Annotated in this window: 4 protein-coding genes; 3 read left to right on the plus strand and 1 reads right to left on the minus strand. The window is 59.0% G+C overall.

What is annotated here, in order from left to right:
- From RTY00_RS22765 to RTY00_RS22775, 3 genes are all read left to right on the plus strand, one after another.
- On the plus strand, nt 1-676 hold a 676-nt coding region (locus RTY00_RS22765), incomplete at its 5' end, for a response regulator transcription factor (RefSeq protein WP_312666432.1).
- The gene (locus RTY00_RS22770) at nt 673-1941 is read left to right on the plus strand and encodes a HAMP domain-containing sensor histidine kinase (RefSeq protein WP_312666434.1); all 1269 of its coding nucleotides are present in this window, start codon (nt 673-675) and stop codon (nt 1939-1941) included. The genes RTY00_RS22765 and RTY00_RS22770, both read left to right, overlap by 4 nt.
- 80 nt (nt 1942-2021) lie before the next feature.
- On the plus strand, nt 2022-2801 hold the full coding sequence (locus tag RTY00_RS22775; RefSeq protein WP_312666436.1) for a MipA/OmpV family protein: 780 nt from the start codon (nt 2022-2024) through the stop codon (nt 2799-2801).
- A 1-nt stretch (nt 2802) separates the two neighbouring features.
- Here RTY00_RS22775 and RTY00_RS22780 read toward each other — a convergent pair.
- Nucleotides 2803-3031 (minus strand): ketopantoate reductase C-terminal domain-containing protein (locus RTY00_RS22780; protein ID WP_312666438.1); only part of this gene is annotated, 229 nt, incomplete at its 5' end.

Consider the following 3031-nt stretch of genomic DNA (forward strand, 5'->3'; position numbering starts at 1 on the left):
CGATCATCGGCTGGCCCAGATGATCGCGCCTTACCTCACGCAGTACGAATTTAAGGTGGTGCACAGCGCCAGCGCGCAGGATGCGCAGTTCAAAATGAAACAGCGCGAATTTGACGTGGTATTGCTGGATTTGATGTTGGGCGATGCCGATGGTTTGGCGCTGTGTCGCGAGATTCGCAGCCAGTGTCACCATGAACCGGCGATCATTATGGTGACAGGGCGCGGCGATCCCGCTGACCGCATTATCGGGTTGGAGGTGGGTGCGGATGATTATCTGCCAAAGCCTTTTGAGCCGCGCGAACTGCTGGCGCGCATGCGGGCGGTGCTGCGCCGCATCAGGCCAGGCAGTCGGGCAAACAGCGACCACATTATTCGTTCCGGCCCGCTGGAGATCGATACCGCCGCGCGTACCGTGCTGCTGAATCAGCAAGCCTGTTCCCTCACTTCGTTACAGTTCGATCTGCTGGTCTCGCTGGCGCGCCAGGCCGGACGCGTGCTGAATCGTGAACAAATCTGGCAGTCGGTGCGCGGTGAAACTTACGACAGCTTTGATCGGGCGATCGATGTGCATATTGGCCGCATCCGCCAGCTTATTGAAGACGATCCGCGTGCGCCGAAACGCATCATCACCGTGCGCGGCGTCGGCTATGTGTTCTCGGCGTTGCCCAGTGCATGAAGCGTCTCGCCGATTTTCCGCTGCATCTGCAGATCTTCTTCGCCTTCAGCTGCGCGCTGTTTATGGTGGTGATCTGCACCATTGCGCTCTGGTTGTGGAACAAAGATGACAATCCGAATCTGCAGGCTTTTGCCACCTTTTCAGAACTGGTGGAGCAGAACCTGCCGCCAGCCGATGCGCCGCGCGATGTGCAAATGGCGGCGATGGATCGCTGGATGCAGCGCGCCCACACGCGTTTTGCCCTGTTTACCGCCAATGGTGAACAGCTCAGTCGCCCGCTCGATCCGCCGCTGGCATTCCCGCCGCGCGACGCCTTTGGGCAGATCGAGGATGACTGGTACGGCATGCGCTTCGTCTGGCAGCTTAAGGATAAACGCGTGTTGGTCACGCAGTTCAGGAGCGATCAGCAGAAACGTCCGTGGCTGTTTATTCTGCTGATGCTGGGAATGGCGGGCAGCGTGGCGCTGATCTCCTTCCCGGTAATACGCCGCTTAACCGCGCGGCTGGAGTCGCTGCAGCAGAGCGTCGAATCGCTGGGGCGCGGCAATCTCAGCGCACGCGTCACGGTGGCCGGACGCGATGAAGTGGCGCAACTGGCCACCAGCTTTAACCGATCCGCCACGCAGATCGAGCAGTTGGTGCAGTCGCAAAAAACCATGCTGGCGAATGCTTCGCACGAATTGCGATCGCCACTGATGCGCATTCAGATGGCGGCGGCGTTACTGGCACCCGACGATTCGCCAACGCGCCGCGAGTTGCAACGCAGCGTCGGTGAACTGGATGCGCTGGTGGAAGAGATTCTCACGCTGAGTCGTCTGGAAATGGCGAGCAGCGCCATCAGCGGCGATTTCCAGCCCGCGGATATCACGGCGATCGCAGCGGAAGAGTGCGCCGCCGTGCAAATTGAGTTGCAGGCCGAACATGTGGTGGCGCAGGTCGATGCGCGGCTGATTCGTCGCTTGCTGCGCAACCTGCTTGAGAACGCGCTGCGCTACGCCGGGCCGGAAATTTGCGTGGCGCTCAGGCACGCGGCGGATCGGCACTTTACGCTGGAGGTGCAGGATCGCGGTCCCGGTATTCCGCAGGAAGAACTGGAACGTATTTTTCAGCCATTTTACCGCCTGACTCATCGCGGCAACGGCACAGGTTTGGGCCTGGCGCTGGTGCGGTCAATTAGCGAGTACCACGGCGGCAGCATTAGCGTGATCAATCGTGCTGGCGGCGGAGCCTGTTTCTGCGTGCGTTTACCGCTGGCTGTTACATAACTTTACCGTAGGTAAAAACCGGCGTTACACAAGGCTGGTGCAATGGGCTCATTACTTTGTGCTCATAAAGGAAGATGTCGATGCGTTCCACCCTGGCTCAACCTCTCGCACTGTTTTGTCTGCTGTCGGCGGCAAGTTTCCCGGTTCTTGCCGATTCCTCGCAGAATGAGTTTTCTGGTTTTATTGGCGGCGGCGTCGGCGTGAAACCGAAATACTCCGGCGCGAAAGAGAACAAAACCGACTTCGTGCCGGCGATCAAACTCAATTACGGCCAGCTGTTTGTCGGCGGCGTGGATGATCTGATCGCTCTCGGCTGGAACGTCGCTAAAACCGATCGCTGGACCTTTGCGCTGGGCGTTGGCACTAACATTTCACCGCGCCAGGAATCTGATGATCCGCATTTAAAAGGATTGGGTGACATTGATGTCACACCACGCGCCTTCACCTCAGCGATTTATGAGAATGATTATTTTAAAGGCGGCGTGATTTTGACGCAGGATGTGGGCGGCAATCAGCAGGGCTTTAAACTCGCCTCCTATGCGCATCTGCAATGGCGTCCAACGCAAAGCCTGCGGCTGTTCACCGGCCCGAATCTCAGTTGGGCCGACAGCGATTACATGCAGACGCAATATGGCGTCACGGCAGTACAGTCGGCGCGCAGCGGTTTGGCGCGCTACGATGCCGGAGCCGGTATAGAAAAAGTAGGTTGGGAAGCGGGATTGGAGTATGCGCTGACACCAGCGTGGCTGATTGGCGCGCGGGTAAACGTGCAGCATCTGGAGAACCACGCCGCCGATAGCCCAATTACCAAGGAAAAAGGGCAGGCGAGCGGCGTGTTGTATGCGGCGTGGCGCTTTTAATTCAGCCCGGACCTTCGCTACCGGCCGCCAGCAGCGGCACAATCACATCGCTGATGGGCGTAGGAATGCCGCGCGCCCGACCATATCGCTGCACCACGCCATTGCGGATATCCCACTCCAGCGGACGATCGGCCTGGCGATCGGCAAGGATCGAGGTGCCTAAATCACTCGGTGCGCGGTGGAAGCGTTCGACAATCTCCTGCGGCACTTCATCCTTCAACGCGGCACCT

It is taken from the genome of Pantoea sp. CTOTU49201, from assembly GCF_032054795.1.
GTDB classification, from domain to species: domain Bacteria; phylum Pseudomonadota; class Gammaproteobacteria; order Enterobacterales; family Enterobacteriaceae; genus Pantoea; species Pantoea symbiotica.

What these genes read in the sequence shown, in the direction of transcription:
- RTY00_RS22770 (WP_312666434.1), top strand. Translation starts at nt 673, where the DNA reads ATGAAGCGTCTCGCCGATTTTCCGCTGCATCTGCAGATCTTCTTCGCC.
- RTY00_RS22775 (WP_312666436.1), top strand. Translation starts at nt 2,022, where the DNA reads ATGCGTTCCACCCTGGCTCAACCTCTCGCACTGTTTTGTCTGCTGTCG.